Here is a 21,182-nt window from a genome sequence, read left to right as displayed (position 1 = left end):
CGGCCGGGCATCCGCGCCACTGTCATGGTCAGCTCCGCCGCACCGGTGCGGCCGAGGTCAGTCGCCGGTGCAGGCCCAGCGAGGCCAGCGTGAGGAGGCCCACCGCGAACGCCCCGAGTACCGCGAGGTTGCGCAGAATGTCACTGAGGCCGCCTTGCTGCGAGAGCAGTACCGTCCAGGAGTCGACAGCCCAGGCGTGCGGCACCGCGTGCCCTGCTGCGCGCAGCCAGCCCGGCACGAAGGTCAGCGGCCACATGCAGCCGCCGAGCATGCCGAGCCCGATGCCGACGGCGGGCCCGATCGCGTGGACCTGTTCCGGGGTACGGAAGAGCGCGCCGGACAGCACCCCCGCACCCGTCCCCACCAGCGCCCAGACGGCGACGAGCACAACGGCGGCGAGCGGGTCGCCCCACTCGACTCCGAACGCGAGGGAACCGATACCGACGATCAGTGCCGACTGGGTCAGGGCAAGCGCGAGATGGGCAACGGTTTCTCCCAGCACCAGAGTGCGGGCGCTGACGGGTGCGGCGAGGGCGCGGGCGTACACGCCGGACTGGCGCGTCTGGACGATCGCGGCGCCGCCGGCCAGCGCGTTGATGAAGACGAACAGCACCAGCATGGTCGGGGTGCTGTAGCTGTAGCCGAGCGGCAGGACCTGGCTCTGACCGTTCACCATCCCGGACTTCACCGTGATCGGTGCCGCCCGGTCCGCCGCGCCGCGGGCCAGCGCCAGCCGCGAGTCGAAGCTGCCGCCGGTTTCGGCGACGGCGAAGCGTGCCGCCTGCAACTTCCCCGCGTGGTCGGCGACCACGGCCTGGATCGAGGAGACGGCCGCGTGTCCGCTGCTTCCGGAGGGCTCGACCAGTACCGGAAGGGAGATCGTGCGCCCGTGGCGTACCGCCTCGTCGAGCCGGGCCGGAACCAGCACCACAGCGTCGAGTTCGCCCCTGCGCAGTGCGGTGCGAGCCACGGCCTCTTCGCTGTAGTGGTGGGTACGGAGTGCCGGTGCCCGGTCCAGGTCCGTGGCCAGAGCGGTGGCGATCGGCCCCGGCCGGGAGGCCGGTACGACGCCGACGCGGAACTGGTCGAAACCGCTGACGGTCGCACCGATGACGACGATGATCGCCACGGGCAGCAGGATCATGAAGAACAGGGCCGTGCGGTCACGGAGCATGCGGGCCACGGTGGCCCGGGTCACGGCGAGCGCGGTCATCCCGTCCTCCTCAGTCGCAGCAGCAGTACGGTGACGGCCGCCACGCACGCCGAGAAGGCGGCGATCGCCAGCAGCGGCACCCCCACCGCGGGCAGGCCGCGCACTCCCGTGCCCAGGTCTGTGAAGCCGCGCAGGGCCCAGCCGTTGGGGGTGTACAGAGCGAGGCGGCGCAGGATCGGGGGCCCGGCCGCCGCAAAGACGAAGTTGCCGCCGAGCAGGACGAGCGCGAACACGACGATCGAGGAAAGCCCTTCCGCCTGCCGCTCGGTGCGCGCCACCACGATGACCAGGGCCGTCAGGCAGACCACCGCCACGGACATGCCCACGCACAGCGCGGCGACGGCGACCGGGTCCGCCCAGCGCGCGCCGAAGGCGGCCCAGGAGGCGATCAGTACGGTGCCGAGTCCGGCCAGGCTGTAGACGAAGGTGGAGAGCGACTTGCCGAGCAGGAGCGCACCCCGGCCGACGGGCGCGGCGGCGATCCGGTCGAGGGTGCCCTGCCGTTGTTCCGCGAAGTAGCCGCGAGCGCCGAAGCCGATACTGAACAGGACGAAGAACATGCCCATGCTCGGCCCGAAGTAGCTGATGACCTTCAGCGGGTCGTCGGGCAGGCCCTGTGGCCGCACCTGCTCCGGCATCCTCAACAGGGCTGCCTTGGCAGCCAGTTGGGGCGCACTGCTCGCGGGGGCACCCGCGGCAACCGCGGTTCCCACCGACAGCCGGGCCGCATTGACCTGCGCCACATAGGATTCCGTGACCGCACGGGCGAGCTGCGCCTGCAGCGGGTAGTCGGCGTTCTCGAGCACCGCCACCGGCTGCGGCCTGCCGGAGCCGCCGACCGCCGCGGTGAACCCTTCCGGCACGACGATCACGACCTGCGCCGCCTTCCCGTCGTCCACCGCCCGTCGCGCGGCGGCCTCGCTCTCGTACGCGACGACCTGCACGGTCCTGGCGAGCTCCGGGCTCTTCATGACCTGCGCGAGACCGGCGGCGGCCGGTCCCCGGTCGAGGTCGACCACGCCGACCTTCGCGGAGAAGTCCGCCGAGTCGGCGAAGGACAGGGCCATCAAACCGGAGATGAGCAGCGGGGCGACGAAGACGATCACCCAGGCGGAGCGGTCGCGCAGGCGCTGACGCAGATCCTTGGCGGCGATGGCGAGTACGGTGCGCATGAACCGATCACTCCCTCAAAGCGGTGCCGGTCAGATGCAGGAACACCGTCTCCAGGTCGGGTTCGACGATCTCCACGCTGCGGACCGGGACCTGGCACTGGTGGGCAAGATCGAGCAGTTCGGGCAGCAGGCTGCGGCCGTCCTTGACCACTGTCTCGACCATCTCGCCGTGCTCACCGGTCACGTCCGCGGCCTCCACCCGGGGCAGACGCAGACAGGCTTCCGCGTACGCCTTGAGGTCGCCGCCGGCAGTCAGACGGACCCGGTCGCGCCCGGCCACCAGCGCCACCAACTCGCGTGTGGTGCCCTCGGCGACGAGCCGGCCCCGGTCGATGATGCCGACGCGGTCGCAGACGCGCTCCGCCTCTTCCATGTAGTGCGTGGTGTAAAGGACGGCCATGCCCTCCTCGCCGAAGCGGCTCACGCTCTCCAGGATCGCGTGCCGGCTCTGCGGGTCGACGCCGACCGTGGGTTCGTCGAGGACCAGCAGAGTCGGTGAATGCACCAGCGCCGCACCGATGTTGAGGCGCCTGCGCATGCCGCCGGAGAGCGAGTCCACCCGGTCCCGTGCCCTGCTGCCCAGGTCGATCAGCTCCAGCACTTCGGTGACCCGGCGGTCCAGCTCCCGGCGCGGCATCCGGTACAGCCGGCCGAAGAAGCGGAGGTTCTCCCGGACTGTCAGATCCGGGTAGAGCGCCACGTCTTGCGGCACATAGCCGACCAGCCGCTTCACCGCGCCCGCCGCCGGTCCGATCGGCTGCCCCGCCACCTTGACCGTGCCCGTCTCGGCCCGCAGCAGCCCGCAGACCATACGGATGGTCGTGGTCTTGCCCGCTCCATTGGGGCCGAGGAGACCGTAGGTCTCGCCCGGCGCCACGCTCAGGCTCACGTCGTCGACGGCGGTGCGCGGGCCGAACCTCCGGGTCAGGCCCGAGCATTCGAGCACGCCCCCGGCCGCCGGCGGCGCCGTCTCCTTCGGTCGTACCGCTGCAGTCATGGGAGGAAGCGTGTCCGCCCCCGAGCGGTACCGCGAGGGGCCGAGCGGCCCACACCTCGCGGGTCCATCGGCCCGCCCCGTCCCGCCACACGGCCACGGCTCGCGGCACCGCTTCCCGCCGGGACCGACCTCACGCCATGGACTGAACTGTCGGGCGCCTGGACCACCTGCCGTGCGACGGGCACCGGCGCACCACCGGACAGCTCCCGGTCACTTTCACCCAACTCGGCGACATCCCAAGGGCCGATTCGCGACTTGCCCAAGGCAGGGGGCCGGTCGGCCCTGCCAACTGCCCGCGCAGCCCCTTCAGGCGGCAGGCCGGGCGCCGGACGCTGAGACAGTCGGCAAGGGGGTCGAGATGACGGAATCACCGCGGGCCGACACCCCCGTCCACGCTCTTCTCACAGACGGCACGACGGTGCGCATCCGGTCGGCAAGGACAGCCGACCGGGATGCGGTGCTGCGGCTGTACGAGGGGATGTCGGCGGAGAATCTACGACTTCGGTTCTTCGGGATCAGCCGCAGTTCGGCCCGGATGGCCGCGGACAGGCTGTGCCGCCCGCACGCCTTGGCCTACCGGGCGCTGCTCGCCGAGACCGAAGTCGAGGGACATCTGATCGGGATCGCCGAGTACGAGCGGGCCACCACCACGGCCACCCCGGAACGCGACACGGCGCCCGGCTTTGAGGCGACCGCCGAGATCGCACTCGCTGTCGCCGACGCGTGGCACCACCGAGGCATCGGCACCCTGCTCCTCGAACACCTGGTGTCCGCGGCCCGCGCGGACGGCATCGCCGCCTTCACCGCGGACGCACTCGCCGAGAACCGCGAGGTGCTGAAGGTCTTCGCGGGACTGGGGCTGCCTACCGCGCGCCGTTTCGAGGGGCGCGAGGTGCGCTGCACCATCCCTCTCGACCAGTGCGAGGACTATTTCAGCGCAGTCGAGGCACGCGGCCGCACCGCCGACGTGGCCAGCCTCACGCCGCTGCTCCGGCCCGGCTCGGTAGCGGTGGCCGGAGCCGGTCGCAAGCCCGGATCGGTGGGCCGGGCCATTCTCCGGAACCTGTGTTCCGGAGGCTTCACCGGCCGACTGTACGCGGTCCACCCACAGGGCGCCTCGATCCTCGGCGTCCGCGCGTACCCCTCCGTGGCCGCACTGCCGCAGGCACCCGACCTCGTCGTCCTGGCTGTTCCCGGGGCCGAGGTTCCAGGCGTCGCCGAGGACTGCGGCAAGCTGGGTGCGCACGCGCTCCTCGTGATCTCCGCGGGTCTGGACGCACGCCAAGGGCAGGTACTTCTCTCAGCGTGCCGACGTCATGGCATGCGCCTGGTCGGCCCCCACTGCCTCGGTATCGCCAACACAGAGCAGTCCGTACGCCTGGACGCAACCTTCGCCGCCGCCCATCCCCGCCCGGGCACCGCCGGCGCAGCCCGGCCGGCATCGAGTCGGGGTCGACGACCGGTGCAGTCCGGCGAGGTGGGCATCGCCCTGCTCGGCGGCCTGGCACGGCTGGGCGTCGGGGTTTCCAGCTTCGTCTCGCTCGGCGACAAGTACGACGTGAGCGGCAACGACCTGCTGCAGTGGTGGGATACGGACGGGCGCACCGACCTCGCGCTGCTGCACCTCGAGTCGTTCGGCAACCCGCACGCCTTCTCGCACACGGCACGCCGGGTGACCCGGCGGATGCCGATCCTTACCGTGGACGCGGGCCGCACCGAGACCGGCCGCCGGGCAGCGGCCTCACACACCGCGGCCGCCGCCCGCACGATGTCCCGGCAGGCGTTGTTCGCCCAGGCGGGGATCACTGCCACCCGCACCATCCCCGAACTCCTCAGCACCGCGGCCCTGTTGCACTCCCAGCCACTGCCGTCCGGAATCCGCGTGGCCATCGTGACGAACGCGGGTGGCGCGGGTGTGCTGACCGCCGACGCCTGCGCGGCGGCCGGGCTCGCCGTGCCCGCCTTCGAAACGGAGCTGGTCGACGACCTGCTTGACCTCCTGCCCCAAGGAGCCGTCGCCACCAACCCCGTCCACACCACCGCCTCCGTCACCGAGGAACAGCTGAGCGTCTGCGTGGACCTGCTCACGGCAACCGGCGCCGTGGACGCGGTCCTCGTGGCCCTGGTGCCCACCGCGGTCGCCGCGGCGACCGGCGACGATCTCGTCCGCTCCCTCACCCACGCACCCTGTCGACGTCGCTCCCGAACGGTCGCCGCGGTCCTTCCCGGCCAGCCACCGCACGTGCGGCTGCTACCCGCCGCCGAGGGGCAGGTGCCCGCGTACGCAGATCCACAGGACGCCGCCCGTGCCCTCGCGCATGCGGCGGCGCGTACCACCTGGCTGGCCCTGCCGCCCGGCACCGTCCCCACGCTCAGCGGCGTCGACACGCCCCGGGCCCACGCGGTCGTCGACGCATGGCTGGAGGGACACCCCGACGGTGCGGCCGGCGGCTGGCTCGACCCGCGCACCTGCGCCGAACTTCTGGACTGCTACGGCATTCCACAGCTTCCGTGGGCCTGGGCGCGCACCGAGGACGAGGCGGTCCGCGCCGCCGTGCGCATCAAGGGCTCAGATGGGCTCGTCGTACTCAAGGCGTACTGGCCGGGCCTTCTGCACAAGAGCCAGGAGCATGCCATCCACCTCGACCTGCGTGGTGACGCCCAAGTGCGGGCCGCCTACCGGGACTTCCAGGTGCGCTTCGGCCATCTGATGACCGGGATGGTGGTGCAACCACTCGCCCGGCGCGGCATCGAACTGTTCGCGGGCGTCGTCCAGGACCAGGTCTTCGGGCCGCTGGTCCTCTTCGGCCTGGGCGGCACGGCAACGGAGGTCCTCGCCGACCAGGCCGCGCGCCTCGCCCCTCTCACCGATCACGATGTGCACGGCCTGATCACCGCGCCGCGCTGCGCACCGCTGCTGTTCGGGCGGTGCGGCACCGGACCCGTCGACCTCGAAGGGCTCGAACAGCTGCTGCACCGGGTCTCGTGCATGGCAAGCGACCTGCCGCAGCTCGCCGAGGCCGACTTCAACCCCGTGCTGGCCTGGCCGGGTGGTGTCACGGCCGTCGATGTCCGGGTGCGCCTGAGACCCCGGCAGGCCGAGGACCCGTATCTGCGGCGGCTCCGCTGAACGACGAAAAGGTGATCGGAGTGAGCTCCGAATCCGACCTCATGACGCGGCAGGCCGTGGACACCGGCCTACCCGGACCCCGCGTCCACTGGCCGCGTTTCACACCGCGAAGCGGCCAAGGCCCGCGCCCGCACCGCCGGCCGGCTGATGTCCCATCCGGCGATCACCGCGCACGCAGAGAACACGATCGCCGAGGCGGCCCGCACCATGGCCCACCACCGGGTTGAGCCATCGCCGAGGCAGTCGGCTCAAGTTCGTGCGGCGCCGACGGTCGCGTCTTCGGTCAGCCAGAGAAGTTCCGTCTCCTTGGCATCCGCCGGTGGCTCGGGGATGGTGACCACCGGGCACGTCGCGTGCCGGACGCACTCGCGTGCCACAGCCCCGAGTGCGGGCCGGGAGATGTCGTCGCGCGGCCCTCTCCCGAGGACCAGCAGCACTGCGTGCCGGGCGTGGTGCAACAGGACCGGTGCGGGCGGCCCTTGATCGAGCGTGCAGCTGACCGGCGCCTGCGGATACATCTCAAGGAGCTGGACCACCGCCGCCTCAAGCCCCGCGGCGGCCGTGCGACGGTCCTCCTCGGGCGTGGGCAGCCCTGCGGCGGGTGCGTAGGGGGCGCGCAGGGCCGCGGTCGGCAGCCAGGCACGCACCGCGACCACACGGGTCCGCAGCAGGCCGGCCCGTGCGGCCGACCAGCGCAGGGCGGCGAGCGAGGCGGCCGAGCCGTCGACTCCTACGATCACGCTGCCGTACGACGGTTTCTCCATGATCGCCTCCCAGGCGCTGGTGTCACCCGGGTGGGGCGAGAGGTCGGGAGAGTCCGACCCGTCCCCTCGCCCCGCCCGGCAGCCGTCCATCAGGCGACACGGCGCAGCTGCTCGGTCATTTCGATGGTTTTGGCCTCATCGGTGAACTTCCGGGCCATTCCGGCGAAGAATTGGAGCACCTCGCGCCAGAAGTAGCCCGCGCCCGCGATGAGGAATCCGGTCAGGGTGATGCCGATGGTGTCGTTGCGCACGACGAGGCCCCAAGCCTCGAAGAGATTGAAGTCGGCGAGCCACGCCGCCCCCATGCCGAACGCCACCAGGACCGTGGCCCAGATCTCCGGGGCCAAGCGGGGCACCATCTTTGCCACGACCAACACAGCCAGGCCCAAGAGGGCCACCATCCCGAACGCGTACATGAGATCCTCCGCCTTCCTGAGTTGTCGTACGGATGACGTACGAACGTTTCGCGGCCCGCGCCGCATCCTGTGGTTCTGCCACCACAGTGGCCCGCTCCCCCGGGTACCGACAGAGGCTGATCAGCCCTGTCTGCGGGCCGAGCGGCCCCATCCTGCCGTCAGCCCAGACCGATGCTGATCTGCGGTGGCACACGCAGCGAGTTGTGCACCGTGCAGTGGCTGACCACGGCGCGCAGAGCTTCGCAGCGGGCCGCGCTGAGCGGTTCGGGCAACAGGATCCTCATCCGGATGGCCGCGACGCGGGCCGGACGGTCCTCGGCCATGTCGAACTCTGCCTGCACCCGCAGGTTTTCGCGCGGCAGATGGTGACGCTGCAGGAACCTCCCGGCGTAATAGGCGACGCAGGCGGCGAGCGAGGAGACGAACAGCTCCACCGGCGTGGGCCCGTCGTCGGCACCGCCCGCCTCGACCGGCTGGTCCACGATCAGCTGATGGCCGCGCGCGGACAGCACGTAAGCCTGCCCGGCGGTGTGCGTGACGTCGATGCGGCCAGGGAGCGACGGCACTTCCGGGCGAAAGGCTCGCCCTCCGTGGATAATTGTCAAGCCGTTCATCATCATGCCTCCTTCCTTCTTTACCTCTCTCGTTTCCTCCCTCGATCCTTCTTGTGGATCTCATGCGATGACCGCGTACCCCTTCCACCACCATCCTGGCCCTGCGTGCGTTCCCAGGCCGGAGCCGGACAGTCCCCAGCGGAGGCCAACCGGCCCCTGCCCGATGTGGTGGCCGACGACGACCCTGGAGCGAGAAGTCAGGCCCGACGAGAATCGGGGCATGCCATGAGCGCACGTCGAGCCCGACGCGACCCCGCGGCCGACTACCTCGTCCGCGCGGCCGTCAGCGCGCCCTCTTTCGACAAATCGCAGCCCTGATCTTCACTTACCGTGTCAGCGGCATCCTGTTGTACGCCGATGCCGGCCGCCGACCACTGACCGGAGTGGGCGGGAGATGGTCCTCAGTTGCGGCGCGGCCCTGTTCAATCTGCGCCTCGCCATACGGCACCTCGGCTTCCAGCCCGTCGTACGGCTCCGTCCCGACCCCCGACCCCCGACCCCCGACCCCCGACTGCCGGCACTGCTGGCCCGGGCGAGCTGGGGAGCGTACGCGAGCGCCACACCGGAGGAAGAGCTTGTGCACCATGCGATGCGCGGCGGCACACCCGTCGTGGCCCGTTCCGGCACACTCCGCTCCCGGTGCACCTCATCGGCGCACTGCGCGGGCACGCGCGGGCCGCGGGTGCTGAGCGCCGCACACTCTCCGGTACGACAGAACAGCAACGGCTTGCCGCCATGGTCCAGGAGGCCGAGACCTTCCAGCGCTCCGACCCCGGCCACGCCGCCGTGTCGGCCCGTTGGTCCCAGCCCTACCGCAGCTGCCGCCTGGACGGGGTGCCCGCCGAAGCCAGCTGGTTCCATCCGGACTCCACCCTCCTCGCCGGACGCGACTTCACCGGCTGGGCCCGCCACAGCAACGCCGGTGGCCCGAAGTGGACTTGGCCCGCACGAACAGAACTTGTGGCTCTGCTCGACACTCCGCACGACACCCCACAGGACTGGCTGCGCGCCGGCCAGGCATTGCAACGCGTCCTGCTCTACGCCGCTGCCCACAAAGTCGGAGCCGGATTCCACACGCGGCCTCTGGAAGACCCGCCGCTGCGGGCAGAAGTCCGCACCATGATCGCCTCGCGACCGTCGCCACAGATGATCCTGCGTCTCGGCCACACCGACTGGACGATGCGGACCCCCGACGCCCCGTCCAAAACGTGCTGTCCGTCGAAGAGCACGCAGCGGCGCGACGCCCGTGCCGCTCATGACGCGAGCCCCATCACCTGACCGGGGAACCGGCCTGTTCGGGCACTGCGGCCCGCTCCCACGGTGGGCAACCGACGGACTTCGCTGACCTGCCGGGACGTGGCTCCAGCGCGTGCGAATCCACTGCAGGTTGGCACGGATTCCCTCCCGTGGGAGCGACTTCGATGTCCTGTGCCATCGAAGGTTGAGCGCGTGCGATCCAAGGTTGAGTACCTGTACTCATGTCCTCTCGGGCCTGATCCCGTCAGGATCGGAAGCATGCCTGCGTGGTGGTGGTCCGCGGATATTGCCCTGGCGGCCGTGCTCGTGCTGCTGGAGGGGGCGGCTCTCGCCGCGTTCTGTATCGCGGAAGGCATCAAGAAATGGGCAGCCGAGGGCGGCCACGTTGAGGGCGCGGACCGGCGGTTCTGGATGGTCTTGACGATTGGACCGGCCGGCCTGGCCGCGGTCAGTTACGCGACGTTCCAGGCAGGGCTGCTGGTGACTGCTCTATCGCAAGCCTTGATCGGCCCGGCCCTTCTCGGGTATCTGTGGCTGGGCCGCTCCTCCGCTCGCCGCCGTACCCGGCCTCGCCGGGGCGGAGGGAGCAGCGGCCTTGACGACGGGCCACGAGCGCTCCAGTGATGCTGCTCAATCTTCGATGACACCCGCGCAACGTGCGATGGCGCAGGACATTCGAGGCCGGCGACGCCATAGCCGAAACGGCCCGCCGACCGCGATCCGTCACTTGCCCACGGTGCATTTCGTCGGTGACCCACGGTGGGCAAGCCTCGGATCCCGGCCGCACGGCACCCGGCTCTCGCCGCCGGCCGGCTCCGAGGGCTCGGCTCGGCTGAAGGGGGCCGATGGTGGGTGAAGCCGCCTCGCCGGACGCAGGCGCTTTCTCCGTCGCCGGCCGACGGTCACCGAGGAAGGCCGTGTCCCTGTCGCACACATGAACACCCACTCCGAGTCCAGGAGGCCACATGCCGGTACTGGTCCCTTCGCCGGCAGGCACGGCTCCACCCGCGACGTCGCGAAGCGGATCGCCGCCGGCCTGGTCGAACGCGGCCTCAAGGCGGAGGCCGCGCCGGTCAAGCCCTGTCCGGAGATCGGCGCATACGACGCCTTCGTAAACGGCAGCGCCCTGCGCCAGGGGGCATGACTCCCCGAGCCGTCGCGATACGTCCGCCGCACTTCCGCCCTGCCGGCCGGGCATCCCGGCTGGCTCTTCAGCCTCGGAATCGCGCACGTCACCCGGCCCGGAAGCAAGAAGGGCATCCCTGAACCGGACCATCTGCCGTACCTCTGCGACGCCATCGGGCCGCAGGGGCACCGCCTGTTCGCCGGCGCCGTGCAGCCCGAACACTTCAGGCTCCTGGGCCGACTTCAATTCCGGCTCCAAGGGGGACGCTACGGCGACTACCGGAACTGGAACGAGATCGACGCCTGGACCGACTTCATCGCCGCCCGCCTCCTCGCGGCACACCGACGGAATCGTCGAGCGGCCCGCACGAGGACCCCGGCGCGGCTTCGCCTTGAGGCTGGGGTTGAGGCAGGCTGCACCTTTGCTCACAAGCCAGGGGCGCCCCACACCGGGAACCAGCGGCTCAGGTCCTGCTCAATGCGCAGGTCGTCCTTGACCACAGCCGTGAGCTGGAGCTCCAGCGGGCTGTCCCGCTTCTCACCGGGCAGCGGGGCGAACGGGTAGAAGGTGCCGCGCTTGTAGAGGTAGACCAGCGCGAGACGACGCTCGTCCATGTCGCGGAAGGAGACCAGAGAGCAAAGGAGTTGCGGGCCGAAGCCACTGTCCTGCAAGGCGCTGTTCACCGCGTGCAGGTCGCCCACCAGGGCGGACAGGTCGCCCGGGTCCCGGCGGGACAGCAGCCATGAATAGCCGTAATCGTCACTGCTGAACTCCACTGCCGTACCCGTACGTGCGGAGTCGGCGTCCAGGAGGGCACACACCTCCTCCCGCACCTGCGTGAACGCGCCGCCTTCGATGGCGGCGAAGCACACCGAGCCCAGGCCGGTCGGGGTGAGGCCCAGAGCGGCCTCCAGGGTGACGGCCGCCGAGGGCAGCCCGAAGAGCTGGTCCAAGTCGGGCCCGACCGGCTTGCTGCGGCCGAACACGGCATCCCAGAAACCCATGCCAGTCACCGTCTCCTCACTGCCTCCTGCCATCCCGCCCGCCCGGTCCGCTCAGGCTCGCGGCGATCTCTTCCAGCGCCCTCAGCCGACGTTCCAGGCTCGGGTGGGTGGAGAACAAGCCGCCCAGGGCTGAGCCGGATTTGAGTGCGGGGGTGAAGAAGAACGCGTTGAACGCCTGCGCGGTACGCAGGTCCTTGGTGGGGATACGGGCCACGTCACCAGTGACTTTGGTCAGCGCCGAGGCCAGAGCCGAGGGTTTCCCGGTGAGCATCGCCGCGGACCGGTCCGCGGCCAGTTCGCGGTAGCGCGACAGGGCCCGGATCAGCAGGAAGCTGAGGGCGTAGACGAGCGCGGAGACGCTCATCACGACCGCGATCAGGACGGCCGTGTTCTGGTCGCGCTGGCGCCCGCCGAACAACTGGGAGTAGAAGGCGAAGCGGACGATGAGGCCCGCGATCACACCGAGGAACGACGCAATGGTGATCACCGCGACGTCGCGGTGCGCCACGTGGGAGAGCTCATGGGCGAGGACTCCTTCGAGCTCCTCGGGCTCCAGGCGACGCAGCAGGCCCGTGGTGACACAGACGACGGCGTGGTCGGCATTGCGGCCGGTGGCGAAGGCGTTGGGCATGTCCATGTGCGAGACGGCCACCCGTGGTCTGGGCATGTCCGCGGTGGCGCACAGCCGGTCGACCACCCCGTGCAGGCGGGGCTGTTCCTCGCGGCTGACTAGATGGCCTCGCATGGCGTACAGGGCGATCCGGTCGGAGAACCAGTACTGCGCGCCCAGGAACACGGCGGCGATGACGAGCACCAGGACGATGGACTTGAGCAGCACGATCAGCGCGGCGATGAACGCCACGTACACCAGCCCCAGCAGAAACATCGTGACCACCATGCGGGCGGTCAGCTGCCGGTCGGGTTCGAAACGGCTACGCATCGTCATCACCCCTGGGTCGGGTCCTGGTTGAGTCCGCAGGCCGGCTCCTGCCTCATCGGTGGGAGGCGCCGAAGCCTCAGGTGCGCAGCACACTCGGCACGTCCTATGCCGGGGCCCTGCGCGGGCCTGCGCTCAGACCCATGCCCCGCACCCGCTGTACTTCCTCGCCGGACTGTGCACACGTGCAGCAATTCAGACGACCCCTTCGCAGGATCGTGCCCTCGTCCTCATCGTGCTGCGCGGCAGCCATGCGCAGGGCGGTCCGTATGGGCCTCTTCCGGGGACATCCGGCCCCTGTTTCCACGTGGCCGATGGCATCGGCTGCCTGCCGCCGCTCTATGCAACTACACGACGCGGTTCGGCCAGTTGCGACCATGGATCGCCCTGCTCCACCACGGCGGGAAGCTCCCAAGCACCCGGTACGGGAAAGTAGGCCCCCAGAAACTCTGTGATCAGCGTCTGCTGGGCGTCCCACTCGCCCTCGTCGGAGACCGTGTCGTTGAGGCAGAAGACGTGCCGGTCCCGCCTGGCCAGCAGGGTGTCCAGACGTGCACCGAGGCCTGGGTGCGACAGGTCCAGGTACGCGTAACGGAGATGTCCCGGGACGGCGCGTGCGGTGTGGAAGGCGTAGTAGTGGTGCAGGGACGAGACGATGGACAGGTCGTTGAGGCCCCGGAACCGACTGCCGGCCGTGGCCTGATGCTGCTGCGCGAACCGCTCCTCGATCTCGTACAGCACAGTGCGCCGCAGCGCATGCGGTGTGTGCTTCATCTTCTGAGCGATTCTTGTCCCGAAGGCGGCCTCGATGAGGGCCCGGTTGTTCTTGCCGGCAGCGGCGACCGGCACGTCCTGGTCGTTCGGCGGCCCCGGCGGGATGAGCACCGACGAGGGGAAGAACTTCGTCAGACCATTGGCCAGGAAGAAGTCCTGGGGCGAGGTGAGCCGGCCGAGGAACACATCGTCATTGAGGTAGAGAAAGTGCTCGGACAGGCCGTCGATGTGGTGCAGTTGGCTTTCGATGGCGTGTGAGTTGAACGTCGGCAGCACACTCGGATCACCGAAGATTTCCTTGTGGCTCAAGACCCGAAACCGCGGGGCATCCGTGTCGAGCCAGGCCGGGACCTGATCGTCGGTGACCAGGTAAACGGTCCGCAGCCATGGCGCGTTCTGGCGCAGCGAGCGCAGTGAGTAGCGCAGCTCGTCGCGGCTCACATAGCGGGCGGCGTTCGCCGACTCCTCGTGGTACGCCTGCCCGGCACAGTCCGCACGACGCCGCAGCCACTCCGGATCGCGTCCGTCGACCCACGTGTACACGACGTCGATGGGGAAGCTGATGTCCTCCGGACCGGGGAGCGAGAACTCCCTCCGTGTGCGGACATCGGGCAGCGGGATGCCTGCGGGGGCGAGCTGTGTGAAGAGTGAGTCGGATACACGCATCGACGTGCCTGCACGGGCCACCCGGTCTGCCGTCCTGTTGGGTCGCGGGGCCACCAACATCTCTCCGTCGCCCGACCAGAATTCCACCTCACATCCGTACTTCGGCCCCAAGATCAGCTGTCCCTGCGGGTCGCTGTGGTACCAGGTCAGCCGGAGGACGTCGGCGCCGGCCACAGCTCGCCAAGCGGCCCGCTCGAAGCCCGGCCTGGTCACCCGCCGCCGGTGCCATGTCCGGTCCACCGCGTTGACGTATCCGGGCAGGACACGGCAGGCGCCCGCCAAGGCGCGTCGGGCCGCTGCCCTGTCCTCGGCGGCGACGGCGACGACCGCCGAGCTCTGGCTGCGGCCACGCACACAGAAGTAGTCGAGGCCCGCGGCGTCCAGGGCCCGGCACACTTCGGCCTCGTTGAAGTTGCGCGCCTGCAGCGGCGACGGAGCGGACCGTACGAGCACCGCCTTCGGAGCGCCCCGCACCAGCCGCACCGCACGGTCCGGCCCAGTGCTGAGCCCCGGGTAGCGGTGCACCAGACAGCTCGCCCGCACGGTGCCGAGCAGGTGGGGTGCGGAGGGAACCACCGCGAAACGCCGTTTGACCCGAGCTCGTGCCTCCGTCGGGATGCGCACGGCCACACCGCGTCTGAGGGGTGCGGGGACCGTACGCCGGTACAAGCGCAGCAGCCAGGAAGCCTCTGGGTTCCGGACCGTACCGGCCGTCAAAGTTCCGCTCCGCGGGCGGTTGCTGCGGGCTCCGGTCACGTCACTGGCAGAACGGGTCATGTCGTCCATCGGCTGCCTCCCCGGCCAATGTCCCTCCATCTGCCTCCGGACGCCTGGAGCCACCAGGGACGGCATCGGGGACCGAACGGGCCATGTCCGCAGGGACCTTCAGGTTCGGACACCTGGCCGGCTCGGCACCCCTGTACGTGCGCGGTTCCGTGGCCATCAGTGAGAGTTCCTTCAGGTCCACCACCTCTAGGACCGGCACCACCTGGTTGGCCGGAGCGGAGTTGGGCGGCGAACTCCGCTGTCATGAGAGCACGATGGAAAGCTTGTCCGGGACGGCTCTCGCAGCTCCCTTCCTCAACACCAGACTGAACGTGGCGCTGGGCAACAACCTCGAACTGGTCGGCGACGGAAAGTCTGGAACGCTCAATTCGAGGGGTGCTCAGGTAAACGGTGAACTCATCATCGGCAGCGGGGTGACCATCGAGCATCGCCAGAACTCTCATGGGCCTTTGCCACCCTGTTCGTCGCCGGGTTCACCGGGGCGGTCCGCAAGACGTGAGGTTCCGTCGGCGAACCGTCAGACGCGGGCCAGTTCGCGGGCTATGTGCGCAGCCCAGGCGTCGATGGCCGGCCAGTCACGGAAGTCGCCGTACCGGCTCCCCATCAGCCGGAACACCACCCGACCGGCCAGGGGCAGTTGGTCGGGCTTGATGACACCCGACATGAGCCGATGCTCCCGGTAGGCGACGTGCCCTGGCAGATCCTCGGTGATGACCGGCTCCTCCTTGCGGGCCATCCGCTTCCACGGACCCCGCAGGGCATCGGGCATCCCCACACTGAAGAGCCACACCGGGCGCGGGCCCAGCAGGTCGCCGTTGCGGCGCAGGAAGTCCTTTGCCTCGTCCAGCCAGGCTTGGCCGTGCACCGCGCTGCCCAGCACGAACGCGTCGTAGGCGCTCTCGTCGTCGACTTCGGCCATGGGCCGCACCTCGACCTTCAGGCCCGCTTCCCCCAGTCCGACGCCAAGTCGCTGCGCTATCTGCCGGGTTGAGCCGTGGGCGGTGGCGTACCCGATCAGGATGTTCATGTCCTCACCCCGCAGGAGTGCTGTGTGAATCAGTCGTGGGCGACGACGGCAACGGGGCAGTTGGCCCGGCGGATCGCCAAGTGTCCGATCCGGCCGATGCGGGCGCCCACCGCCACCTGCCGTACCTGACGGCCCACCACCAGTAGCCCTGCGTCGCGGGCGGCCCGCAGCAGCTCTTGGCCCGGCGGACCGTTGACCGCCACGCCCCGAGCGCTGACGGTCGGGAACTTCTCCCGCCAAGGGTCGAGCAGCGCGTCCAGTGCCCAGTCGACCTCCCGTGCCCGCCGTCCACGCTCACCGGCACCGACGCGACCGTGCGGAAGCTGCCAGACGTGGACGATCCGAAGCGCGGCGCGACGAAACTGGGCTGCTTGGAGAGCGAATTCAAGCAGGGGCTCACACGAATGGCGTAGATCGATTCCCAGGACGACGTCGCGGCAGGCTGTGCCCTTGACGGCACAGTCGCCCCCGTCCGGCAGGTTCTCGCTCGTGGCCGACCAGCCCGCCCGCACCAGAACGACCGGCTTCCTCACCTGGGTCACCGCTGCCATCGCGACCGAGCCCGCAAGGTATCCGCCCAGCCCGCCGAATGCCTCATGGCCCAGGACGAGGAGTTCTGCCGTGTCGACCTCGGACACCAGCGCCGGGATCGGGGGCCGATTGATCTGCTCCCCGGTGATGGCCACTTGCGGATGCTGCTCGGTGAGCCGGTCGAGGCCGCTGCGCAGCACTCGCCCTGCCCAGTACCGCGGAACCTGGAGTTCGTCAGGCGTCGCCGGTACGTCGCCGTCCGGCGGCGCCTCCCACGCGTGCACGAGTCGCAGCGGCAGTCCGCGGCGCAGGGCCTCCCTGGCCGCCCAGTCTGCCGCAGCGACGCTCTCCCGCGAGCCGTCCAGGCCCACCACGATCGGTCGGAGCATCGTCCCCACCTCCTCCGCCGCCAGCGTCGCGCGGCAGTGGTGCGGCGGGCAGGGGCCGTTCGGCCCCTGCCGGGGCCGTTCGGCGCCAGGTCGTGCCCGCTCGACCCCCGGGCGTGCAGGCGCTTCCCGCGACAGCGTCATGTCGAGAACCGAAGCGCCTACCGATACCAGGAGGGCAGCCCTCATGACCGCGATCGTCCTGATCGGAGTCGCAGTGCTGGGCGCTGTTCTGATCTTCGGCACGGCGCCCCATGTCGCGGGCCGGGCCTTGCTGATCGCCGGTCTTGTCGGGCTGGTCGCGAGCATCGACCGCCGGCGCCACCACCGCTGAACCGAAACCGAGGGGACGCCCGATGACTACCGATGCTGATGCTGCTGTTGATGCCGTTGCTACGCCACACCCTGTCCCGGTCAGGCTCACCGCCGCACTCGATCCGCGACTGTCCCGCTGGCTGTGGCTGGTGAAGTGGCTCCTCGCGCTGCCGCACTACGTCGTTCTGCTCTTTCTCCGGGCCGCCTTCTTGGTGCTCAGCGCCGTCGCGCTCTTCGCCATCCTCATCACCGGCCGCTATCCGCGCCCGATCTTCGACTTCACCACCGGTGTACTGCGCTGGAGTTGGCGAGTGGCCTACTACGCGTACGGCGCCCTCGGCACCGACCGCCATCGGCCCTTCACCCTGGCCGACGTACCGGACTACCCGGCGCACTGGGACGTGACGTGCCCCGATCGGCTCTCCCGGGGCCTCGTCCTGGTGAAATGGTGGCTTCTGGCCGTCCCGCACTACCTGATCCTCGGCTTCCTGCTCAGCGGAGTTCGCGTCCCCTGGGCGTCAGGCGGTCTCATCGGCACGCTCGTGCTGTTCGCCGGGATCGCCCTGCTCTTCACAGGGCGTTACCCCCGCGGCCTCTTCGACCTGGTGATCGGCCTCAACCGGTGGGTGCTGCGGGTGGCCGCGTACGCCACGCTCCTGACGGACGTCTATCCGCCGTTCCGCCTCGACCAGGGCGGACAGGAACCGGAGGCACAGTCATGACCACCGCACTGGTCGCCGTCTTCCTGTTTCTGCACGGACTCCTCCACCTCACGGTCTGGCTGCCAACCGGCGGCCGGTCCGCCCCGCAGCCGGCGTCGTTCGACCCACGGCACTCCTGGGCACTCACCTTCGCAGGCGTGCCCCCGGGGCGGGCCGCTCGCGCCTCCGTCGCATTCGCCTCGGCCACCACCGTTCTCTACCTCATCGCGGGTGCGGCGGCCGCCGCCCAGGCCAACGGCTGGACGGCCGCCGCGCTCACTGCCGCCGCATCCGGATTGGCACTCAAGGCCCTGTGGTTCCATCCCTGGCTGTCCCTCGGCGTGCTGCTCGACGCTGGCGTCATCACCGCGGTGGCGCTCAACTGGCCCGGCTCGCTCTACTGACCCGGAGCGCCTCGGCGAGCAGTCCGACCACCATGATCCTTCCGCTCGCGGTGTCCGTGTGCGGAAGCGAGAGCGGCACGGCGGGACCTCCTGCGGACAACTCCCGTACGGGCACCACGGATCCTCGCGGAGCCAGCGGCGACACCGGCTCACCGGACACCGACCCTGGTGGGAACACCTCGCCGGGCGCGACCACTCGGGAACGCGCCCTACTCCGACTCCACCAACAACACCGCGGTCTCCACGATGCGCCGCAGCACCTGCGCGAGATCCAGCTCACGACCCACCGGAGGAACCGCCTCGAGCAGGCTCAGCAGCCGGTCCCGGGTTCCGTGCACGGCAGCGATCCACACGTGCAGCTCTTCGAGCAGCTCATCAAGACGCGCCCGCCACCACGGCAACTGCCCAGACCCCCGGTCCCCTCGCCCATAGGCGTCCTCCCACCGGCCCGCAGTACGGCGTCTGCGTGATCTCTCCCGGTCATCGCGGGCACCACGTCTTCAAGAGGCGCATCCGGCTCCGGCCTCGATCAGACCCTCCACACCGTCGGTCTCAGACTTGCGGAGAGCGGCGGGCGTGACGGCGTACGGCAGTCGATACCGAGGGTTTTGCGCCCGGGTAGGCAGAAGGACGCGGCGCCGGGCTCCCGCGTGCCCGGTCGCCGTTGTGCCGCACGAGTGCCCTCGGGCCAACCCGTGTCAGGCCTCACAGGGTGCGAAGCAGCTTGCCGGTATCAGGGTTCCACACCCGTACCGTCCGGTCGTCACTGCCGGTCGCGAGCAGGGCGCCGTCGGCGCTGAACGCCACGCTGTTGACGGCTCCTTGGTGGCCGGTGAGGGTGCGCAGGGCACGGCCCGTGGCGGGGTCCCAGAGCGACACCGTGCCGTCGAAGCCGCCACCGGCGAGGACCCGACCGTCGGGGCTGAAGGCGATAGCGCCCGGCAGATGGTCATCGGCATCGATTGCCTCGGCCTGCTTGCCGGTTGCGGTGTTCCACACATGGACGGAGCCGTCCCAACTCGCTCCGGCCAGAGTGCGGCCGTCCGGGCTGAACGCCAGGCGCTGGATGCCCTCTTCGAGGCCGGACAGGGTACGCACCCTGGTGCCGGTGGCCGGATTCCACAGGCGTACCGACGTGTCGCCCTCGTACAGCAGGGTGTCGGCGGACGTGGCGAGCAGCGCGCCGTCCGGAGAGAAGGCCACGCTGCTGACACCGGCCGCATGGGCGACGATGGAGCTCACCAGCTTGCCGGTACGCGGATCCCACAGGCGTACCTCCCTGTTGTCACCAACGCTGGCCAGAAGGCGGCCGTCGGGGCTGAAGGCGACCTCGTTGACCTGGCTGTGGCCGGACATGGTGCGAATGATGCGGCCGTTCGCCGGATCCCACAGGAGTACCCGGCCGTCCCAGCCCGCGCTGGCGAGAGTGCGCCCGTCGGGGCTGAAGGCCAAGGCGACCGGGTCGTGGTCGTCACTGTCCAGGGTCCTGACGGCCTTCCCGGTCCGGGGGTTCGACAGCCGGATGCTGTCATTGTTGGTCAGTCCCAAACTGTCGGCGCGCCCCGGGTGGGTGGCGGCCAGGACCCGGCCATCGGGGCTGAACACCACACTCTCGCCCGAAACCATCAGCGGGGACGGGGTTGTGTCGCCGCCTTCACGGCCAGGACCAGAATCTGGGCGAGTCAGTGCAAAGAGCATGAGGCCGAGGGCGGTGAGCGTGGCGATCACGGCCGTGGCCAGAGCTGCCCTGACCCAGGTCCTGCGCAGCAGGCGCCACCTGCCCGCAACGACCGGCCAGGGGCTCGGGGGCGGCAGCGCGCCGCGAGGGCGGCAATGGGCGAGCTCGAGCTTGTTCCCGGACTCGTACAGCAGGAGAGCCGGGTGCTGGTCGACATCCTCCTCGCGCAGGCGCCGCTCCACGTACTCGTGCGCGTCGGCCACGGCGATGACACCGTCGCCGTCCCGGTCGGCCTCGCCTGTCCGGATGCCGTCGATGAGGTGCCGCGTGTAGACGGAGGGCTGGACCTTGCCCGGCACTGGCTCACCCTCCAGGGAGTACTCGGTGGCGCGGGATGCCGTCAGGACGGCACGGCCGCGGGATGCGGTGGCAAACTTCGCGATCACGGGAACTTCCCGCGGCCCCATGACCCCGCGCACGTAGGCGCCGCTGAAGCAGCAGTCCAGAATCAGGACTTGGCGGTTGGCATCGCAGGCGCCCAGGCAATTGCGAAGCCACGTGGAGGACATCGCGGTGGACAGGAGGTCATCCTTGTGTGTGTCCGCGGCGGCGAAGTACAGCTGACCGCGCGCGTCCAGCAGACCGTGGCACGACACGTACAGCAGCACCAGATCCTCTCGCGCGCAACGCTTCAGGAAGCGTTCGATGGTCTTCAGGAGGCGGTCGCATGGCTGGTCGACCGCGCGGGTGACCTCGAAGCCACAGATGCTCGGATCGCCCAGGACGTCGTACAGCGCGGCGGCGCTCCCCGCGGGCGCCCGTAAGGTGCTCAGCTCTGCGTCCGCGTAGTGGGACGTCGCGACCACCAAGGCCCTCCTGGGCCCCTCGGTGTCCTTGCGGGAGGCCGTAGCTCCCTCATCCGGCGTCAAGTCGGGCGAAGTAGCCATGGATCACCGCGTCCAGTTGTTTTGCCGTCAGGCCCGTAGCTTTCAGGGTGTGCCCGTTCACCTCGATGTCGACCGTGCGGTGGACGCGGCCGGCCCAGTCGTGCACCAGGGTGAGCAAGGCCGTCAGGGCGCCGCTCGCCGGCAGATCCACCAGCAGCCAGCCCACGACCGAGCCCAGGCCCATCGCGTCCTCGGGAACGGCCCCATCGGGCAGCGGGCGGACCAATACATCCGGCATATCGGCGAGTTCGGCGCTCAGAAACCCGGTGTCCCGCGCCAGGTCCTCCAGGTCACCGCCCGGCAGGGGCAGTACCCGCAGGACCACCTGCATGTCTGG

20 protein-coding genes and 1 pseudogene are annotated in these 21,182 nt (G+C 70.1%); 7 read left to right on the top strand and 14 right to left on the bottom strand.

Features of this window, described 5'->3' with window-relative positions; translation table 11 throughout:
- Nucleotides 1-28: 28 nt before the first annotated feature.
- The 3 genes from H9Y04_RS15070 to H9Y04_RS15060 are packed head-to-tail and all read right to left on the bottom strand — an operon-like array spanning nucleotide 29 to nucleotide 3,382.
- Complete coding sequence (locus H9Y04_RS15070; protein WP_187814321.1) at nucleotides 29-1,213, bottom strand: ABC transporter permease; 1,185 nt, start codon at nucleotides 1,211-1,213, stop codon at nucleotides 29-31.
- Complete coding sequence (locus H9Y04_RS15065; protein WP_187814320.1) at nucleotides 1,210-2,385, bottom strand: ABC transporter permease; 1,176 nt, start codon at nucleotides 2,383-2,385, stop codon at nucleotides 1,210-1,212. The genes H9Y04_RS15070 and H9Y04_RS15065 overlap by 4 nt, the downstream gene beginning before the upstream one ends.
- 7 nt (nucleotides 2,386-2,392) lie before the next feature.
- A complete protein-coding gene (locus tag H9Y04_RS15060; RefSeq protein ID WP_187814319.1) occupies nucleotides 2,393-3,382 on the bottom strand; it encodes an ABC transporter ATP-binding protein in 990 nt (329 codons plus the stop codon).
- A 358-nt stretch (nucleotides 3,383-3,740) separates the two neighbouring features.
- Between H9Y04_RS15060 and H9Y04_RS15055 the strand changes: the two genes are divergently transcribed.
- Nucleotides 3,741-6,512, top strand: a complete 2,772-nt coding sequence (locus H9Y04_RS15055; protein WP_187814318.1) for a bifunctional acetate--CoA ligase family protein/GNAT family N-acetyltransferase — start codon at nucleotides 3,741-3,743, stop codon at nucleotides 6,510-6,512.
- 248 nt (nucleotides 6,513-6,760) lie between these two features.
- On the opposite strand, the gene H9Y04_RS15050 is transcribed toward H9Y04_RS15055, so the two are convergent.
- The 3 genes from H9Y04_RS15050 to H9Y04_RS15040 all read right to left on the bottom strand — a co-directional run bounded on the left by H9Y04_RS15050 (nucleotide 6,761) and on the right by H9Y04_RS15040 (nucleotide 8,312).
- Nucleotides 6,761-7,276: a universal stress protein gene (locus H9Y04_RS15050; RefSeq protein WP_187814317.1), complete on the bottom strand. Its 516-nt coding sequence runs from the start codon at nucleotides 7,274-7,276 to the stop codon at nucleotides 6,761-6,763.
- An 89-nt stretch (nucleotides 7,277-7,365) separates the two neighbouring features.
- Nucleotides 7,366-7,692, bottom strand: a complete 327-nt coding sequence (locus tag H9Y04_RS15045) for a hypothetical protein (protein WP_187814316.1) — start codon at nucleotides 7,690-7,692, stop codon at nucleotides 7,366-7,368.
- Between the two features lie 158 nt (nucleotides 7,693-7,850).
- Complete coding sequence (locus H9Y04_RS15040) at nucleotides 7,851-8,312, bottom strand: OsmC family protein (RefSeq protein WP_236070805.1); 462 nt, start codon at nucleotides 8,310-8,312, stop codon at nucleotides 7,851-7,853.
- A gap of 633 nt (nucleotides 8,313-8,945) precedes the next feature.
- Between H9Y04_RS15040 and H9Y04_RS15035 the strand changes: the two genes are divergently transcribed.
- From H9Y04_RS15035 to H9Y04_RS15025, 3 genes are all read left to right on the top strand, one after another.
- A complete protein-coding gene (locus H9Y04_RS15035) occupies nucleotides 8,946-9,584 on the top strand; it encodes a hypothetical protein (RefSeq protein ID WP_187814315.1) in 639 nt (212 codons plus the stop codon).
- A 237-nt stretch (nucleotides 9,585-9,821) separates the two neighbouring features.
- A complete protein-coding gene (locus tag H9Y04_RS15030) occupies nucleotides 9,822-10,187 on the top strand; it encodes a DUF6234 family protein (protein WP_187814314.1) in 366 nt (121 codons plus the stop codon).
- Nucleotides 10,188-10,497: 310 nt separating this feature from the next.
- The gene (locus H9Y04_RS15025) at nucleotides 10,498-10,707 is read left to right on the top strand and encodes a hypothetical protein (RefSeq protein WP_187814313.1); all 210 of its coding nucleotides are present in this window, start codon (nucleotides 10,498-10,500) and stop codon (nucleotides 10,705-10,707) included.
- 407 nt (nucleotides 10,708-11,114) lie between these two features.
- Here the strand turns inward: H9Y04_RS15025 and pspAB are convergent, their stop codons facing one another.
- The 5 genes from pspAB to H9Y04_RS15000 all read right to left on the bottom strand — a co-directional run bounded on the left by pspAB (nucleotide 11,115) and on the right by H9Y04_RS15000 (nucleotide 16,803).
- Nucleotides 11,115-11,693, bottom strand: coding sequence for a PspA-associated protein PspAB (pspAB, locus tag H9Y04_RS15020; RefSeq protein WP_187814312.1), 579 nt, complete (start codon nucleotides 11,691-11,693; stop codon nucleotides 11,115-11,117).
- A gap of 16 nt (nucleotides 11,694-11,709) precedes the next feature.
- Nucleotides 11,710-12,633 (bottom strand): zinc metalloprotease HtpX, encoded by a 924-nt coding sequence (htpX, locus tag H9Y04_RS15015; RefSeq protein ID WP_187814463.1) that lies wholly within the window; start codon nucleotides 12,631-12,633, stop codon nucleotides 11,710-11,712.
- 336 nt (nucleotides 12,634-12,969) lie between these two features.
- Entirely contained in the window at nucleotides 12,970-14,694 is a 1,725-nt protein-coding gene (locus H9Y04_RS15010) for a stealth family protein (RefSeq protein ID WP_438818104.1), read from the bottom strand.
- A 679-nt stretch (nucleotides 14,695-15,373) separates the two neighbouring features.
- Nucleotides 15,374-15,883 (bottom strand): flavodoxin domain-containing protein, encoded by a 510-nt coding sequence (locus tag H9Y04_RS15005; RefSeq protein WP_187814311.1) that lies wholly within the window; start codon nucleotides 15,881-15,883, stop codon nucleotides 15,374-15,376.
- Nucleotides 15,884-15,912: 29 nt separating this feature from the next.
- The gene (locus tag H9Y04_RS15000) at nucleotides 15,913-16,803 is read right to left on the bottom strand and encodes a universal stress protein (protein WP_187814310.1); all 891 of its coding nucleotides are present in this window, start codon (nucleotides 16,801-16,803) and stop codon (nucleotides 15,913-15,915) included.
- Between the two features lie 184 nt (nucleotides 16,804-16,987).
- Here H9Y04_RS15000 and H9Y04_RS14995 point away from each other — a divergent pair, with 184 nt between their 5' ends.
- From H9Y04_RS14995 to H9Y04_RS14985, 3 genes are read left to right on the top strand one after another with little or no spacing between them, the layout of a single operon-like run.
- Nucleotides 16,988-17,134 carry a hypothetical protein gene (locus tag H9Y04_RS14995; protein ID WP_187814309.1) on the top strand — a complete coding sequence of 49 codons (147 nt, stop codon included), beginning with the start codon at nucleotides 16,988-16,990 and terminating at the stop codon, nucleotides 17,132-17,134.
- Between the two features lie 22 nt (nucleotides 17,135-17,156).
- Nucleotides 17,157-17,837, top strand: a complete 681-nt coding sequence (locus H9Y04_RS14990; protein ID WP_187814308.1) for a DUF4389 domain-containing protein — start codon at nucleotides 17,157-17,159, stop codon at nucleotides 17,835-17,837.
- Nucleotides 17,834-18,220 carry a hypothetical protein gene (locus H9Y04_RS14985; protein ID WP_187814307.1) on the top strand — a complete coding sequence of 129 codons (387 nt, stop codon included), beginning with the start codon at nucleotides 17,834-17,836 and terminating at the stop codon, nucleotides 18,218-18,220. Before H9Y04_RS14990 ends, H9Y04_RS14985 begins: the two co-directional genes overlap by 4 nt.
- Nucleotides 18,221-18,432: 212 nt before the next feature.
- Here H9Y04_RS14985 and H9Y04_RS14980 read toward each other — a convergent pair.
- The 3 genes and pseudogenes from H9Y04_RS14980 to H9Y04_RS14970 form a co-directional block, all read right to left on the bottom strand.
- Nucleotides 18,433-18,621, bottom strand: a pseudogene (locus H9Y04_RS14980) (histidine kinase); the annotation flags it as partial.
- Between the two features lie 304 nt (nucleotides 18,622-18,925).
- Complete coding sequence (locus H9Y04_RS14975; protein WP_187814306.1) at nucleotides 18,926-20,764, bottom strand: caspase, EACC1-associated type; 1,839 nt, start codon at nucleotides 20,762-20,764, stop codon at nucleotides 18,926-18,928.
- Nucleotides 20,765-20,813: 49 nt separating this feature from the next.
- Nucleotides 20,814-21,176 carry a hypothetical protein gene (locus H9Y04_RS14970; RefSeq protein ID WP_187814305.1) on the bottom strand — a complete coding sequence of 121 codons (363 nt, stop codon included), beginning with the start codon at nucleotides 21,174-21,176 and terminating at the stop codon, nucleotides 20,814-20,816.
- Nucleotides 21,177-21,182 lie beyond the last annotated feature (6 nt).

It is taken from the genome of Streptomyces polyasparticus (assembly GCF_014493765.1).
Taxonomy (GTDB): domain Bacteria; phylum Actinomycetota; class Actinomycetes; order Streptomycetales; family Streptomycetaceae; genus Streptomyces; species Streptomyces polyasparticus.
The sequence above is the reverse complement of the archived record's forward strand: the minus strand, read 5'-3'. Positions and strand labels throughout refer to the sequence as shown.

What these genes read in the sequence shown, in the direction of transcription:
- H9Y04_RS14995 (WP_187814309.1), top strand. Translation starts at nt 16,988, where the DNA reads ATGACCGCGATCGTCCTGATCGGAGTCGCAGTGCTGGGCGCTGTTCTG.
- H9Y04_RS14970 (WP_187814305.1), bottom strand. Translation starts at nt 21,176, where the DNA reads ATGCAGGTGGTCCTGCGGGTACTGCCCCTGCCGGGCGGTGACCTGGAG.
- H9Y04_RS15005 (WP_187814311.1), bottom strand. Translation starts at nt 15,883, where the DNA reads ATGAACATCCTGATCGGGTACGCCACCGCCCACGGCTCAACCCGGCAG.
- pspAB (WP_187814312.1), bottom strand. Translation starts at nt 11,693, where the DNA reads ATGGGTTTCTGGGATGCCGTGTTCGGCCGCAGCAAGCCGGTCGGGCCC.
- H9Y04_RS15065 (WP_187814320.1), bottom strand. Translation starts at nt 2,385, where the DNA reads ATGCGCACCGTACTCGCCATCGCCGCCAAGGATCTGCGTCAGCGCCTG.
- htpX (WP_187814463.1), bottom strand. Translation starts at nt 12,633, where the DNA reads ATGCGTAGCCGTTTCGAACCCGACCGGCAGCTGACCGCCCGCATGGTG.
- H9Y04_RS15000 (WP_187814310.1), bottom strand. Translation starts at nt 16,803, where the DNA reads ATGCTCCGACCGATCGTGGTGGGCCTGGACGGCTCGCGGGAGAGCGTC.
- H9Y04_RS14990 (WP_187814308.1), top strand. Translation starts at nt 17,157, where the DNA reads ATGACTACCGATGCTGATGCTGCTGTTGATGCCGTTGCTACGCCACAC.
- H9Y04_RS15040 (WP_236070805.1), bottom strand. Translation starts at nt 8,312, where the DNA reads ATGATGATGAACGGCTTGACAATTATCCACGGAGGGCGAGCCTTTCGC.
- H9Y04_RS15070 (WP_187814321.1), bottom strand. Translation starts at nt 1,213, where the DNA reads ATGACCGCGCTCGCCGTGACCCGGGCCACCGTGGCCCGCATGCTCCGT.
- H9Y04_RS15050 (WP_187814317.1), bottom strand. Translation starts at nt 7,276, where the DNA reads ATGGAGAAACCGTCGTACGGCAGCGTGATCGTAGGAGTCGACGGCTCG.
- H9Y04_RS15045 (WP_187814316.1), bottom strand. Translation starts at nt 7,692, where the DNA reads ATGTACGCGTTCGGGATGGTGGCCCTCTTGGGCCTGGCTGTGTTGGTC.
- H9Y04_RS15030 (WP_187814314.1), top strand. Translation starts at nt 9,822, where the DNA reads ATGCCTGCGTGGTGGTGGTCCGCGGATATTGCCCTGGCGGCCGTGCTC.
- H9Y04_RS15055 (WP_187814318.1), top strand. Translation starts at nt 3,741, where the DNA reads ATGACGGAATCACCGCGGGCCGACACCCCCGTCCACGCTCTTCTCACA.
- H9Y04_RS14985 (WP_187814307.1), top strand. Translation starts at nt 17,834, where the DNA reads ATGACCACCGCACTGGTCGCCGTCTTCCTGTTTCTGCACGGACTCCTC.
- H9Y04_RS15025 (WP_187814313.1), top strand. Translation starts at nt 10,498, where the DNA reads ATGAACACCCACTCCGAGTCCAGGAGGCCACATGCCGGTACTGGTCCC.
- H9Y04_RS15060 (WP_187814319.1), bottom strand. Translation starts at nt 3,382, where the DNA reads ATGACTGCAGCGGTACGACCGAAGGAGACGGCGCCGCCGGCGGCCGGG.